Below are 13,559 nucleotides of genomic sequence, written 5' to 3' on the forward strand. Positions count from 1 at the left end.
TGGTGGAAAAAGACCTATTGATATGATCACCTTAAACAACACAAAATAAACCTGCTACCTTGTCATCGAATTACTAAACCCTTACAGCAATGACGGGTTTTTTATTAACGCGATTTAAGGGGGCAAACCAATTTGTCTCTTAGGGGTTTACCTAAGTATCATGGCTAAAAAACCGTTGCTTGGATTTACCGACAGGGGAATTTACTGTGCCCAGGGCAAATTTTATATTGACCCCTGGAAACCGGTTGATGATGCCGTAATTACCCACGCCCATGCCGATCATGCATATTTGGGACATAGACACTACCTGGCTCATCATTTATCAAAAGAAATATTGCTTTACCGCCTGGGCGAAATACAGCTGCAAACGGTAGCGTATGGCGAAACAGTAATGAAAAATGGTGTCGCTATATCACTTTATCCCGCAGGCCATGTGATCGGCTCTGCACAGATCAGGGTGGAGTATCAGGGCGAGGTTTGGGTAGTATCTGGCGATTATAAGGTAGAAGATGATGGTATTTCCACCCCTTTTGAACCCGTAAAATGTCATCATTTTATTTCTGAATGTACCTTCGGGATGCCGGTTTACACCTGGAAACCGCAGGTGCAAATATTTGAAGATGTAAACAACTGGTGGCGCACCAATTTACACAATGGTGTGGCCACGGTACTGGTTGGCTATTCATTGGGTAAGGCGCAGCGTATACTGCAAAATCTTGATCTGTTTAATGGTAAGGTGTACACGCATGGCGTAATAGAAAACACTAACGAAGCCTTGCGCCGCAACGGGGTGTTATTAAATCCAACGGAAAGAATTACGCAGGATTCAGTTAAAGAGGAAGTGAGAAAAGGTATCATCCTGGCTCCGCCATCATCAGTAAGCTCGCCCTGGATGCGCAAGTTTCAACCCTATAGCTTTGGCTATTGCTCTGGCTGGATGGCCATTCGTGGTGCCAAGCGCCGCCGCGCAGCCGACCGCGGTTTTGTACTGTCGGACCATGCCGATTGGAACGGGCTCATCAGCGCTATTGATGCCACCGGCTGCGAAAGCGTTTACCTTACGCATGGCTATACTGCCACCTTCTCGAGGTATTTAAAGGAGATTGGGTTTGACGCTCATGAGGTACATACCCTGTATGGCGGGGAAGAGGAGGATGCCTCACCCCAGCCCTCTCCAGAGGAGAGGGAGCCGGAAAGAAAGGATGATCAAAAGCAGAAAAATGCAGATCAAGTCCTCCCCCTTGGGGAGGATTTAGGAGGGGTTTCATGAAAGCCTTTGCCCAACTCTTCCTTTCGTTAGACGAAACGAACAAGACCAACGAAAAGGTTAAAGTACTAAAAGACTATTTTACCGCTGTACCTGATACCGATAAAATGCACATGCTGGCCTTGTTTACAGGCCGCAAACCCAAACGGCAAATCAACTCCACGCTGGTGCGGCATTGGGCTATCGAAGCATCAAATATACCTGCGTGGTTGTTTGAGGAAAGCTATCATGTTGTAGGTGATCTTGCCGAAACCATGGCCCTGTTAATGCCCGAAACCACTAACAGCAGCAGTAAAACACTTACCGAATGGATAGCAGAGATCAACGCATTGCAAAATAAAACAGAAGCTGAAAAGAAATTATGGCTGCTGGATTCGTGGGCTATGTTGGATAGCCAGGAACGTTTTGTATTTAACAAACTGCTTACCGGCAGTTTTAGGGTGGGCGTATCCCAAAATCTGGTGATCAAGGCGCTGGCGGATATTTCGGGTCTGGAGGCTCCCGTGCTTACCCATCGTATTATGGGTAGCTGGCTGCCCGAAACATACCAGTATGCACAGTTGATAGAAGAGCAGGATGCTGCCGAAAATATATCAAGGCCATACCCGTTTTTCCTGGCCTATCCCATACAGGAAACATCTGAAAGGCAAAAAACGCCCGGTGAAGTTGGTGTAGCCCTTGGCGATGTGGCCGACTGGCAGGCAGAGTGGAAATGGGATGGCATACGGGCGCAAATGATAAAACGCGGCGATGAAATATTTATATGGAGCAGGGGCGAGGACCTGGCCACCGAAAAATTTCCGGAACTGCATCCGTTTTTAAACGCCCTGCCCAATGGTACGGTAATAGATGGCGAGATCCTGAGTTTTCAAAACGGCCAGCCAATGCCATTTAATATACTGCAAACGCGCATCGGCCGTAAAAATTTGAGTAAAAAAATACTGGAAGAAAGTCCGGTAGCGGTGATAGCTTATGATTGTCTGGAATATAAAGGCGAAGATATACGGTCTAAAACCCAATCAGAAAGACGGGTGATATTGGAGCAATTGCAAGCCGCTACGCCATTCCCTGAGATATTCCGGATATCGGCATTGATACCATTCAAAACCTGGGATGAACTTGGGGAAATAAGACAGCAATCGCGGGCAATGATGGCGGAAGGCCTTATGCTGAAACGTAAAAATGCCGCTTATCAGGTCGGCCGCCGTCGTGGCGACTGGTGGAAATGGAAGATAGACCCGCTATCGGTAGACGCGGTAATGATATATGCCCAGAAAGGTCATGGTCGCCGGGCCGATCTGTATACTGATTACACTTTTGCCGTTTGGGATGGGGATAAACTGGTGCCTTTTGCCAAAGCTTATTCGGGTTTAACCGATGCAGAGATCAACAAGGTTGATTATTTTGTAAAACGTAATACACTTGAAAAATTTGGCCCGGTGCGCACCGTAAAACCCGAACTGGTTTTTGAAATCGGCTTTGAGGGGATTAACAAGTCAACCCGGCATAAATCGGGTATTGCTTTGCGTTTTCCGCGTATATTGCGCTGGCGGCATGATAAACCCAAAGAAGAAGCCGATACGCTGGAGAGTTTAAAGGCGCTATTAGGCGAATGATAAGATAAATTAATATTAGTTCACGTAATTAATTTATTACTTTGCCTGTTAAAAGCTATAAATAGTATATCGATGATTATTATAAATAACTATAACGAGTTTGAAGCGCAATTAGGTAAGGAACTGGGGGTATCATCATGGCATACCATTACGCAGGAGCAGATCAATAAATTTGCCGACGCCACGCTTGATCACCAGTGGATCCACACCGACCCTGAAAGAGCTAAAACCGAAAGTCCTTTTCAATCAACCATTGCTCATGGTTACCTTACCCTGTCGCTGATCCCATATTTGTGGAAACAAATAGCAGACATCCGTAACCTGAAAATGGAAATAAATTATGGTATCGAAAACCTGCGTTTTGCACAACCAGTGCTGGTTAATAACCAGGTGCGGCTAAAGGTTAAATTGGCAAGCCTCATCAATTTACGTGGTGTTACCAAAACTACCATGAGCATCGAGCTGGAAATTGATGGCCAAAAGAAACCTGCCTTTGCCGGTGATGTGGTTTTTCTGTATCATTTTATTAGTTAATTGCGCGATAAAACTAACTATGTCATTGCGAGCGATAGCGCGGCAATCTCACCATGCAGGTTGCACAGGCAAAGTTCGTTGCTTGTCCTATAAGATTGCCACGCTACGCTCGCAATGACATGACGGAAATTAAAACGGTAATCCCAATGCCATAAAAGCCATGGTGTAAACCCAACCGGCAACCCTATTATTACATTTGTGTTTATATCATTATGGACACAAAAAAGATCCGCTTAAGCGTGCTTGACCAGTCGCCGATAAGAAAAGGCGCTACAGCAGAGCAAGCTGTTAAAGAAACCATTGAGTTAGCAAAATATACCGATCAGCTTGGTTATACCCGTTACTGGGTATCCGAGCACCACAATACCAGTAGTTTAGCAGGCTCAACACCCGAAGTACTGATAGCCCATCTGGCGGGACAAACCCAACGCATGCGTATTGGCTCGGGCGGTATCATGATGCCTAACCACAGTACACTAAAAGTTGCCGAAAACTTCAGGATGCTGGAAGCCTTATTCCCCGGCCGAATTGACCTGGGCATGGGCCGTGCGCCCGGCACCGATCGCATTACGGCGTCAATACTAAATCCTTCAAATCAGTTCAGGGAAGATGATTTTGTGGAACAGCTTGCCGACCTGAACAACTATTTTCATGACACCTATGAACCAGGAACCATACAGGCCAAAATACGGGCCATACCACAGGTAAAAACCGTGCCCGATAAATGGCTGCTGAGTTCAAGCGGGCAAAGCGGGCTGTTTGCCGCTCATTTTGGTATGGGTTTTTCGTTCGCGCATTTTATAAACCCGGTTGGCGGGCCACATAATGTTAAATTGTATAAGGAGCGTTTTCAACCATCTGATGATCTGGCGCAGCCGCAGGTTAACGTTGCCACATTTGTTTTTTGCTCGGCAGATGAGGAAAAGATAAAACAGCACCAGGCCGTAATGGATCACCGTTTTCTACAGTTTGAAAAAGGCGGACCTATTATCTCCATTAATTATGATGATATAAAGAATGAAACCTATACCGCTCAGGAACAGGAACGCATCCGCCATAACCGTTACCGGGTAATTACCGGTACGCCATCCCAAATTAAACTAAAACTTACCTGGCTGGCTAATGATTATGATGTAGACGAAATTATGGCCGTAACCATTACCGAAGATTTTAATGACAGGCTGGAGTCATATAAACTGCTGGCAAAACAGTTTGATTTACAGTAATTAAAACAATATTATACTTAATACTGCATTGTTCACGTTTAAGAGCACGACATTTGATAATACAAGTCAGCATCAATCTTAACGTCCGGGAAACTTTATATGGGTTTTAATCGTATATTTGGAAAGATTATAAATAACTCTTTCATTTTTATAAATTCATCAATTCAGTGGTAATAATAATATTCTTCATAGCGCACTGGTTTCTGTCGCTATTCTTCCAAACGTTTTTTCTACATAGATACGCCTCACACAAAATGTTCACTACTAACAAGTTTTACGAAGGGACATTTTACCTGCTTACCTATATTTGCCAGGGTTCTTCATTCCTGAACCCGCGTGCTTATGCTATTATGCACCGTGAGCATCACGCTTACAGCGATACCGAAAAGGATCCACATTCTCCACACTTTTTCAGGGATGTTTTCCAGATGATGTGGCATACTGTATTAAGTTACAGGGATCACGTAAGGAAGGTTAAAGAACCTGAGGATCGTTTTAAAGGAAATTATCCTGAATGGCATTTTGTTGATTACATCGGGTCATCTATTTTATCGCGCCTTACTTTTGGTGCATTATATATTGCATTTTATGTTGTTTTTGCCACTCAATGGTGGATGTTCCTGTTAATTCCTATTCACTTTATGATGGGACCTATTCACGGCGCAATAGTTAACTGGTGTGGCCATAAATATGGTTATGCCAATTTTGACAATGGCGATAAATCAAAAAACACTACCCCGTTCGACTTTTTAATGCTGGGCGAATTGTTCCAGAACAATCACCATAAACGTCCTAACAATGCCAATTTTGGTGCAAAATGGTTTGAAATAGACCCGGTTTACCCAGTAATGAAACTGATGCACTGGATGCGCATTATCAAACTAAGGGAAGCATATTTATAAGCTGAAAACCTAAGGCCAAAAGCTGAAAGCGAAAAGTAAGATCTCAGGATGTTTACTTTTCGCTTTTTTTGTTTTGTCTTATTAATTTAAGCTTTATGCTTTCAGCCTTACGCTTTCAGCTTTTCCACTTATATTTGCCGCTCATAAAATTTATACTTCCATGAGTATTTCTGTATTAGCTCAAAATTTACGCGGCTCCGAAATTATTAAGATAGCTGGCGAGATCAACGAATTAAAACGACAAGGCCAAAATATTGCCAATTTAACCATCGGCGATTTTGACTCTAATATTTACCCTATCCCTGCCGAATTAAAAGCAGGCATTGTGGATGCTTATAACCATAATCAAACCAATTATCCACCGGCTGATGGCATGCTGACCTTGCGCGAAAGTGTATCAGCATTGTTAAAGAACAGGTATAACCTTACTTATTCAGCCAACGAAATATTAATATCAGGGGGCTCCCGCCCGCTTATTTATTCAACTTTCCTGGCGGTGGTTAATCCCGGCGAAAAGGTAGTGTTCCCTTTGCCATCATGGAATAATAACCACTACAGCGATCTGTTGGGTGCCGAAGCGATAATGATAGAAACAACTGCCGAAAATAACTTTATGCCTACGGCCGATGATATCCGCCCGCACTTAAAAGACGCGGCATTGCTGGCCCTTTGCTCGCCTTTAAACCCAACAGGTACCATGTTTGGTAAAAAGGACTTGGAAGAAATTTGCGACCTGGTTATTGCCGAAAACAAAAGGAGACCAGCCGGTCAAAAACCTTTGTATTTGATGTATGACCAAATCTACTCGCAATTAACTTTTGGCGATTTTACACATTATGATCCGGTTACCTTGCGCCCCGAGCTTAAAGATTATACCATATTTATTGATGGTGCGTCAAAATGCTTCGCATCAACCGGGGTAAGGGTAGGCTGGGGTTTTGGTCCGGCACACATCATAGATAATATGAAAGCCATTGTGGGCCACATGGGCGCATGGTCGCCAAAGGCCGAGCAAGTAGCTATGGCCAGCTTTATAACTAATGATGCCGCAGTTGATAATTACCTGAGCGACATTAAAGGAAAGATACAAACCAGTTTGAATACCCTTCATGAGGGTTTCCAGGCGTTAAAGGCCGAAGGTTTTAATGTAGATTCCATTATACCCATGGGCGCTATTTACCTTACACTTAAAATTGATTACGCGGGCAAAACCACACCTGACGGAACGGTGTTGAAGGATTCGGCCGATATTAACTTTTACCTGATCAAGGAAGCTAAGGTAGCCCTGGTGCCATTTTCAGCTTTCGGTACTGATGATAATGTGAACTGGTTCCGCGCGTCAGTAGGTGCAAGCACCCTGCAGGATATACAGCAACTGATCCCAAGGGTTAAGGAAGCCCTGGCGAAATTGAAATAGTTGTTTTTTTATAATTTTTAGAAATGGCCGTCATGTTTAACATGGCGGCCATTTTGTGTTTAGAACTAACAGGTCATTGTTTTCTCCGCGCGTCATTGCGAGGCACGAAGCAAAACCCCCCTCTAAATCTCCCCCAAAGGGGGAGACTTTAAAAAATATTTTATAGCCCTCTCCTTTGGAGAGGGTTGGGTGAGGCCTTTTGCATTGTTCCCTGAACATAGGCTGCTTTTACAAATAAGAAAATAAAACTTATCAAACTAAAATTTGTTGCTTATAAAAACAATATAAACATTCACTATGAAAAGATTAAGTTTAATGATGATGTTCGTGCTATCGGCATGGATGTTTCAGGCATGTAACAACGCTGCTAAAACCGACAGTAAAGAAAACGCCGACAGCGCAAACGAAGTTAAGGACACCACTACAACCGGCGCAACCGGTATTGCCGTTGTTGAGGGTGATGCTAAATTTGCTACTGATGCCGCCAATGGTGGTTTGACCGAGGTTGCGGCTGGTAAAGTTGCCGAAGAAAAAGCGGTGAACCAAAAGGTTAAGGATTTTGCTGCCATGATGGTAAAAGATCACAGCAAAGCAAATGATGAGTTAATGGCTATAGCCAAAGCTAAAAACATTACCCTGCCTGCTGCACCAAGCGAAGACAAGCAAAAGGAATTATCAGATCTTTCTGCAAAATCAACAAGTGATTTTGATAAAGCCTATGTAGATGCCATGGTTGATGGGCACAAAAAAACAATAACCTTATTTGAAGATGCCGCTAAAAATTGCAAGGATGCCGAGCTAAAGGCTTTTGCAACTAATACACTGCCAACTATAAAAGGCCACCTGGCTGAAATAGAGGCGATTAAAAAAGGCATGAAATAATTAATTTCATTATTTGAAAGTAAGGAAAAGGGAGATATTACATCTCCCTTTTTCTTTATATAACTATTGCATTAGCCCTCATAAAACGATATTTTTAGACGTTGCCGAAGCTGTACGCCAGCCGGATAATTACAAACAAATATTACACAAAAAAAGCCCTCCGGTCAGCTGGCCGGAAAGATAAAAAGCGTTAGAAACTTATGTCATCAAAACCAATAATAACAGGCCTTATGGCCTACGGCATGTCGGGCCGGATATTTCACGCGCCGTTTTTAGTTACTAATCCTGGTTTTACATTTAAGGCCGTTGTGGAGCGCCACGAAAAAAAGGCAGGAAAAAGGTATCCGGATGTGATCAGTTACGATTCTATTGAGGAATTGCTGAATGATAAAGAAATTGAACTGATCATTGTAAATACACCCAATAACACCCATTTTGATTATGCCATACAGGCGCTTAACGCGGGTAAGCATGTGCTTATTGAAAAGCCGGGGGCAGTAACATCGGCCGAGGTAAAGACCCTGTTCGATCTGGGTAAAAAGCTTGGGCTAAAGGTACTGATTTATCAAAACCGCAGGTATGACAGTGGTTTTTTATCAGTAAAAGAAGTTATTGAAAGCGGAAGGCTTGGCGAACTGATAGAAGTACATTTCAGGCTCGACAGGTACAGGATGCCCATAGGGCCTAAAGTGTTTAAAGAAACCAAAGATACCCCCGGTAATGGCCTTACTTATGACCTGGGTGCGCATTTGGTTGATAATGCCATTAGTTTATTTGGCAAGCCCCTGAGTTTTGTTAAAACCACGGCTACGCACCGACCAGGATCGCAGGTTGATGATTACTTTAATTTTCATTTAACCTACCCTAACCAACTGCACGTTTATTTAACATCAGGATTGCTTATTGCCGAACATTTGCCAGGTTTTGTAATCCATGGTACCCTGGGGAGCTTTGTAAAGTTACGTACTGATGTACAGGAAGCCCAATTGGATGAAGGAATGTTACCAACTGACGATGGATTTGGTATTGAACCCGAAGGCAGTGAAGGTAAACTGGTGCTGATGAGCGCTGATAATCAGAAAACGATAGAGTGGATCCCGGCAGACAAGGGTAATTATAATGGTTTATTTGATGCCGTTTATCATACTATCAGAGAAAATGCGTTATTCCCTATAACTGAAGAGCATATTGCCTGGCAGCTGGAGTTGCTGGAAGATTAAAAATATCGTAATTATGCTATAATGAAATGTTATATCAATACAATGAAAAAACTATACTTATTGCTATACCTCATAGTTGCTGCCGGATGCAGCCAGGCCCAAACATTAGGTGCTAACTCTGGTATTCCGCCCTATCATATATTAACTACTGATAGCGCTTATGTTACACCTGCCAACCTGAAAAAGAATAAGCCGGTAATGATCATTTATTTTGCTCCGGATTGCGGCCATTGTCAGCATTTAATAAATGATCTGAAACCAGAGTTGAAAAATTTAACAGGGGTTCAGATAGTGATGATAACTTTTGTTACCCAGCTTAAAGCCATACAGGTTTTTCAACGCGATTATGACCTGGCTAAATATCATAATATTATTATAGGTACTGAAGGATATACCTACCTGGTACAAAAATATTACCAGATAAAAAACACCCCGTTTATTGCTATTTATGATAAAAATGGTAAGGTGTCCAAAACCTATGATAAGGTGCCAACTATCCCGGTGCTGATGTCGGCTGTTAAAAAGGTATAAATTCGGATGTGCAGATTTCAGATGTGCAAATATGCAAATGAAATCATCTGCACATCTGAAATTTGCACATCAGCACATCAAAAAATCATTGCTGCTGCTGTTGTTGCTGTTGAATGATCTCCATATACCGCTGATAGCTGTTTTTGGAAAGTTCAGTTACCGGTTGCAGGGCCACAGGCTCATGAAAAGCCTTGTCATCATAAGTGGCGCATGTATTTTCGTCCTCAACAGTAACAGCAACCTCCAGTTTATGGCCGGATGAGCCTTTATATACACCTTTTACCGGCGAACAATCAGAAAAATTACGGCCCACAGCCAGGCGTACATGGGTTTCGTTGGCTATGCAATTGTTAGTTGGGTCAATGCCCAGCCAGCCATAGTCAGGGATGTAAGCCTCGGCCCAGGCATGGGTAGCCCCTTCGCCACGCATGGCACTGCTATGGGTGCAAATGTAACCACTAACATAACGTGCCGGTATTTTTAACTGCCTGAGCATTACCATTAAAATATGAGCAAAATCCTGGCAAACACCGGCTTTTAATTTCCATACTTCGTCCAATGTGGTTTCAACCGTGGTAACACCTTTAATGTATTCAAAATTCTGATATACATAATTGCAAAAGCGCAGCGCTATCTGATAGGGGGTGTCGTCCCTTAGCCTTTCCTTCTCTACAATAACCTGTAGCTCGGGCAGGCCCTCAAAATATTCCTGCTTTAAAAAATCAATATAAGGCACCATATATTGCAGGCGTTTCAGATCTTCCCACTGCTGCTCCGGAAAAATATCATTTACCGGTAATGGTCGTTGCCGGGTAATCACATCAAGTTTGGAATTAATAAGCATAGCGGAGTGTTGCTCGCTATAAGTAAAGCTGCCTACCTCATTGCCATAATAATCAATATGCGTATCCACAACAGGGTTGCCCGTTATATGCAGTTCCTGTTTTACTACATCCTGGTACTCATCCTTTATCGGGAAAAGTATGATCTGGTTTGCACTGTCGCGCACCAGTCCTTCATAGGTGTATTTGGTTAGGTGTTGTATTTTAAATTCAGGCATGGTATTTAATTTTTTAATTGAAGAGTTTGATGATTTGAAAATAGAGCCTGCATCTTCAATCATCGCGTCTTCAAATGGTTTATTTCATTTTCAAATCAGCACATTATCAAATTATCAGGAATTTGCAAAATAATACTCGTTCAGGGAGTTACCTACACCATACAGTTCGCTCCTGATCTGGGTAAGAAATATATGCAGCCCTTCCTGCCTGATACTCCGCACCGAACTATATTTAATACGGCTTTGCAGACGTCCAATCTGAAACGACATTTCACGGTAAGTATCTACATTGGTATCATTCTTCAACCTGTCGAAATAGCGCTGGATGTTGTTTACCGAATAAATAACCGAGCGCGGAAAATCATTATTCAGTACCACCTGCTCCAGTATATTTTCTGCCTCAAAACCCTCGCGATAGGTTTTGAGATATAATTCATACCCGCCTAAAGAAAGCAACAAGTGTTTCCAGTAAGTAGTATCGGTAAGCAGATTGGGGTTATCACTCACCGAGCTGAATTTGGTATCCAAGATATCAACCGACTGTATGGCCCGTTCCAGGTATTTACCAATATTCATAAAACTTCGGCCCTCACCGCGTTCCATCGTGATCTCGACCGTGCCGTAATACAGCATTACCTGTTTTATTAAAACGTCAAGTACACCAATAGGGTCTTCGCGTTGCAGGGACCGTTCAAGCCGCGAATCTTTTACGGTATGATAGTACTCGTTCAGGCACTGCCACAAGTCTTTAGTGATGTGTTCCTGTACACCACGGGCGTTTTCGCGCGCCAGGGTTATTATGTTTAATATAGAATTTGGATTGTTTTTGCCCGTTACCATATACCTCAAAACCGACCGGCTATCATTCTCCAGTTTATCTGCCTCTGCCTGCTCAACACCGGCAAATATCCTGATTACCGGCTCCCAGGTAAATTCCTGCACGGTATCCTGCGATGAGGCGTAGTTTATTTTGAGCATCCTCAGCATACCATCGCTGCGCTCAATGTAACGACTTAACCAATAAAAACTTGCTGCTACCCTGCTTAACATATTAGCCCCCTAACCCCCTAAAGGGTTGATGTTTTAATTTATAATAATGAAAAGGTTTAATAATGAATATCTAATGTCCAATATAGAATATCGAAGTGAAATAACTTTATCATTCAATGTATTATATTCGATATTACCTTTATCACGTCATTATTCATCATTCGAAATTCAGTGTTCGATATTACTCAACTCTAAGCCAACACCCACGTATCCTTGCTGCCACCGCCTTGCGAGCTGTTTACCACTAATGATCCTTCTTTAAGGGCAACACGGGTAAGGCCGCCGGGGACTATCTCAATACCATCCGGACCACACAAGGCATAGGGCCTAAGGTCAATACGGCGGGGTGTTAATGATCCCTGCATATAACATGGCGCCGACGAAAGACTGATTGTTGGCTGCGCGATAAAGTTGCGCGGATCTTTTAAGATTTCTTTTTTGTAATCCTCAATTTCCTGTTCAGATGCGGCATGACCCATCAGCATACCATAACCGCCGCTGCCATTGGTTTTTTTAACTACCATTTTGTTGAGATTTTTAAACACATGCTCGCGCTCGTCTAAGTTGCCAAGCTGGTGGGTTGGCACATTTTTAAGTACAGGCTCTTCGTTCAGGTAATAGCGAATCATATCGGGCACGTAAACATATACGGCCTTATCATCGGCAACACCGGTGCCTATGGCATTCACAATGGCTACATTGCCTTTGCGGTAGGCTCCCATAATACCGGCAACACCCAACATACTTGCCGGGTTAAATACCAGCGGATCAAGGTATTCGTCATCAACCCGGCGATATATCACATCAACCTGCTGTAGGCCGGTGGTGGTTTTCATATACACTTTATGGTTGTTAACTACCAGGTCGCGCCCCTCCACCAGTTCCACACCCATGAGGCGGGCCAAGGTGGTATGCTCAAAATAGGCCGAATTATATATACCCGGGCTTAGCAAAACAATAGTAGGATTGGATATTTGCCGCGGCGAAAGGGCCAGCAGGTTTTTATACAATATGGTTGGGTACTCTGTTACGCTGCGAACCCCGCATTGCGGCAGGAGGTCAGGAAACAAACGTTTAGTGATCTCACGGTTCTCGAGCATGTAACTTACGCCCGATGGGGTGCGTAGGTTATCTTCCAGTACATAAAAAGTACCGTCCTCATCGCGTATCAGGTCAATGCCCGAGATGTGCACATATATATCATAAGGCACCTTTAGCTGGTACATTTCTCGCAGAAAGTGCGGGCATGAGTAAATAATATCAATGGGTACTATACCATCTTTTACAATAAACTGGTTATGGTATATATCCTTAAGGAACAGGTTAAGCGCGGTAAGCCTTTGTTTTATGCCACGCTCCACAAATGCCCACTCGCTTGCAGTAATTATACGAGGGATAATATCAAACGGGAATATTTTTTCAATACCCTCGCCACTGTTATAAACGGTAAAGGTAATGCCCTGGCTCATGAACAAGCTCTTGGCCAGCTCTTCCTTTTTGTTTAAATCGTCGGCCGATTCCTTTGAAATATATTCAATTACTTTACGATAATGATCGCGAACATTGCTGTCAGCCCCATACATTTCGTCCCATACGCCGCCAATTGGGTTGTATTTGTTAAAATAAGCTGATTCTTCCATATAAAATTTGTGAAAAGCAGAGATTTACTAACCAGTTATTTTGAAAAAGGTAATTTATGAAGTGTTTTTGATAAAAACGCAAACTTTTTTTAATTTTTTATAATTATTGTAATCAATTTCACATTTTTATGTGAAATTGTATTTTGAAAGAGCAATTTTTATACGCTATGAAACCTGTTAAATATTATCATTGGCATTATAGCAAGCGGTGTCT

Annotated in this window: 12 protein-coding genes; 9 read left to right on the forward strand and 3 right to left on the reverse strand. The window is 42.9% G+C overall.

Annotation, left to right across the window (positions count from 1 at the left end):
- Positions 1-160: 160 nt before the first annotated feature.
- The 9 genes from M2273_RS20175 to M2273_RS20215 all read left to right on the forward strand — a co-directional run bounded on the left by M2273_RS20175 (position 161) and on the right by M2273_RS20215 (position 9,595).
- Entirely contained in the window at positions 161-1,270 is a 1,110-nt protein-coding gene (locus M2273_RS20175) for a ligase-associated DNA damage response exonuclease (RefSeq protein WP_429399573.1), read from the forward strand.
- Positions 1,267-2,883: an ATP-dependent DNA ligase gene (locus M2273_RS20180; RefSeq protein ID WP_429399574.1), complete on the forward strand. Its 1,617-nt coding sequence runs from the start codon at positions 1,267-1,269 to the stop codon at positions 2,881-2,883. Before M2273_RS20175 ends, M2273_RS20180 begins: the two co-directional genes overlap by 4 nt.
- 72 nt (positions 2,884-2,955) lie before the next feature.
- The gene (locus M2273_RS20185; protein ID WP_429399575.1) at positions 2,956-3,417 is read left to right on the forward strand and encodes a MaoC family dehydratase; all 462 of its coding nucleotides are present in this window, start codon (positions 2,956-2,958) and stop codon (positions 3,415-3,417) included.
- A gap of 212 nt (positions 3,418-3,629) precedes the next feature.
- Positions 3,630-4,643, forward strand: coding sequence for an LLM class flavin-dependent oxidoreductase (locus M2273_RS20190; RefSeq protein ID WP_429399576.1), 1,014 nt, complete (start codon positions 3,630-3,632; stop codon positions 4,641-4,643).
- Positions 4,644-4,810: 167 nt separating this feature from the next.
- Entirely contained in the window at positions 4,811-5,545 is a 735-nt protein-coding gene (locus tag M2273_RS20195) for an acyl-CoA desaturase (protein ID WP_429399577.1), read from the forward strand.
- Between the two features lie 160 nt (positions 5,546-5,705).
- Complete coding sequence (locus M2273_RS20200) at positions 5,706-6,962, forward strand: pyridoxal phosphate-dependent aminotransferase (protein WP_429399578.1); 1,257 nt, start codon at positions 5,706-5,708, stop codon at positions 6,960-6,962.
- A gap of 297 nt (positions 6,963-7,259) precedes the next feature.
- Positions 7,260-7,844: a DUF4142 domain-containing protein gene (locus tag M2273_RS20205; RefSeq protein ID WP_429399579.1), complete on the forward strand. Its 585-nt coding sequence runs from the start codon at positions 7,260-7,262 to the stop codon at positions 7,842-7,844.
- A gap of 200 nt (positions 7,845-8,044) precedes the next feature.
- A complete protein-coding gene (locus M2273_RS20210) occupies positions 8,045-9,064 on the forward strand; it encodes a Gfo/Idh/MocA family protein (RefSeq protein ID WP_429399580.1) in 1,020 nt (339 codons plus the stop codon).
- Positions 9,065-9,106: 42 nt separating this feature from the next.
- Positions 9,107-9,595, forward strand: coding sequence for a TlpA family protein disulfide reductase (locus tag M2273_RS20215; RefSeq protein ID WP_429399581.1), 489 nt, complete (start codon positions 9,107-9,109; stop codon positions 9,593-9,595).
- Between the two features lie 85 nt (positions 9,596-9,680).
- On the opposite strand, the gene M2273_RS20220 is transcribed toward M2273_RS20215, so the two are convergent.
- From M2273_RS20220 to M2273_RS20230, 3 genes are all read right to left on the reverse strand, one after another.
- Positions 9,681-10,655: a transglutaminase family protein gene (locus M2273_RS20220; RefSeq protein WP_429399582.1), complete on the reverse strand. Its 975-nt coding sequence runs from the start codon at positions 10,653-10,655 to the stop codon at positions 9,681-9,683.
- Between the two features lie 114 nt (positions 10,656-10,769).
- Positions 10,770-11,705, reverse strand: coding sequence for an alpha-E domain-containing protein (locus tag M2273_RS20225; RefSeq protein WP_429399583.1), 936 nt, complete (start codon positions 11,703-11,705; stop codon positions 10,770-10,772).
- A gap of 191 nt (positions 11,706-11,896) precedes the next feature.
- Positions 11,897-13,345, reverse strand: a complete 1,449-nt coding sequence (locus M2273_RS20230) for a circularly permuted type 2 ATP-grasp protein (protein ID WP_429399584.1) — start codon at positions 13,343-13,345, stop codon at positions 11,897-11,899.
- Positions 13,346-13,559 lie beyond the last annotated feature (214 nt).

The sequence above is a fragment of the Mucilaginibacter lappiensis genome, from assembly GCF_050433765.1.
Classification (GTDB): Bacteria; Bacteroidota; Bacteroidia; order Sphingobacteriales; family Sphingobacteriaceae; genus Mucilaginibacter; species Mucilaginibacter lappiensis_A.

What these genes read in the sequence shown, in the direction of transcription:
- M2273_RS20175 (WP_429399573.1), top strand. Translation starts at nt 161, where the DNA reads ATGGCTAAAAAACCGTTGCTTGGATTTACCGACAGGGGAATTTACTGT.
- M2273_RS20180 (WP_429399574.1), top strand. Translation starts at nt 1,267, where the DNA reads ATGAAAGCCTTTGCCCAACTCTTCCTTTCGTTAGACGAAACGAACAAG.
- M2273_RS20185 (WP_429399575.1), top strand. Translation starts at nt 2,956, where the DNA reads ATGATTATTATAAATAACTATAACGAGTTTGAAGCGCAATTAGGTAAG.
- M2273_RS20190 (WP_429399576.1), top strand. Translation starts at nt 3,630, where the DNA reads ATGGACACAAAAAAGATCCGCTTAAGCGTGCTTGACCAGTCGCCGATA.
- M2273_RS20200 (WP_429399578.1), top strand. Translation starts at nt 5,706, where the DNA reads ATGAGTATTTCTGTATTAGCTCAAAATTTACGCGGCTCCGAAATTATT.
- M2273_RS20205 (WP_429399579.1), top strand. Translation starts at nt 7,260, where the DNA reads ATGAAAAGATTAAGTTTAATGATGATGTTCGTGCTATCGGCATGGATG.
- M2273_RS20210 (WP_429399580.1), top strand. Translation starts at nt 8,045, where the DNA reads ATGTCATCAAAACCAATAATAACAGGCCTTATGGCCTACGGCATGTCG.
- M2273_RS20215 (WP_429399581.1), top strand. Translation starts at nt 9,107, where the DNA reads ATGAAAAAACTATACTTATTGCTATACCTCATAGTTGCTGCCGGATGC.
- M2273_RS20220 (WP_429399582.1), bottom strand. Translation starts at nt 10,655, where the DNA reads ATGCCTGAATTTAAAATACAACACCTAACCAAATACACCTATGAAGGA.
- M2273_RS20225 (WP_429399583.1), bottom strand. Translation starts at nt 11,705, where the DNA reads ATGTTAAGCAGGGTAGCAGCAAGTTTTTATTGGTTAAGTCGTTACATT.
- M2273_RS20230 (WP_429399584.1), bottom strand. Translation starts at nt 13,345, where the DNA reads ATGGAAGAATCAGCTTATTTTAACAAATACAACCCAATTGGCGGCGTA.